At 69.5% G+C, this 786-nt stretch carries 1 protein-coding gene; it reads right to left on the minus strand.

Features of this window, described 5'->3' with window-relative positions; all coding sequences use genetic code 11:
• Positions 1-62 precede the first annotated feature (62 nt).
• Positions 63-786: transposase (locus tag JNW98_RS35790; protein WP_223772410.1), on the minus strand; the 724-nt coding region annotated here is incomplete at its 5' end.

Here is a 786-nt window from a genome sequence, read left to right on the forward strand (position 1 = left end):
CCCTAAAGGCTGTCCCGTAAATGGTCTCGGGCCTGTGTCTGGTCCGCCTGCCCGGTGGCCAGCTACCCGCCGAGGGCGAGGTTGTGCAGGTGTGCGATGCCGCGCATGGCGTGGTGGACGCCGTCGCCTTTGAGGCGGCAGTCGCGGAGGATCTTCCAGTTCTTCATGCGGGCGAAGACGTGCTCGACGCGGGCGCGTACCTTGCGGTGGGAGGCGTTGTGTTCTTCTTTCCAGGCGGGCAGTTCGTCTTCTCCGTGCCGGCGGTAGTGCGGGATGACCAGGCCGGTGCCGCGGTAGCCGCCGTCGGCGATCGTGGTGGTCCGGCCGACGGCGGCCTTGGCGCCGGATTCCTCCCATGCGGTGCAGTCGTTGCGGTTGCCGGGCAGGGGCCGGCCGATCACCACGACCAGGCGGGTGTCGGCGTCGATGACGACCTGGTGGCTGGTGGAGTACCGGTAGTTCTTGGACGGGGCGGCGATGGAGTGGTCGCGGGTGGGGACCAGGGTTCCGTCGACGATGAGCACGGTGTCCTTGCGGAACCGCTTGCGCGGCTGGAGGGCGAGCATCGGGCCGAGGTGATCGATGATCCGGTCGGCTGCGGACTTCGAGACCCCGAACAGCGGGGCGATCTGCCGCAGCGTCAGGTTGGTCCGCCAGTAGGCCGCGACCAGCAGCACCCGGTCCTCCAGCGTCAGGCTCCACGGCCGGCCCCGCCGCACCTGATCGGCTCCTTCCCGCCGCAGGACGGTCACCAGTTTGCCGAAGCAGCGAGGGCTCAGCCCGGTG

Origin of the sequence: Streptomyces huiliensis, assembly GCF_020037025.1 — a bacterium.
GTDB lineage: Bacteria > Actinomycetota > Actinomycetes > Streptomycetales > Streptomycetaceae > Streptomyces > Streptomyces huiliensis.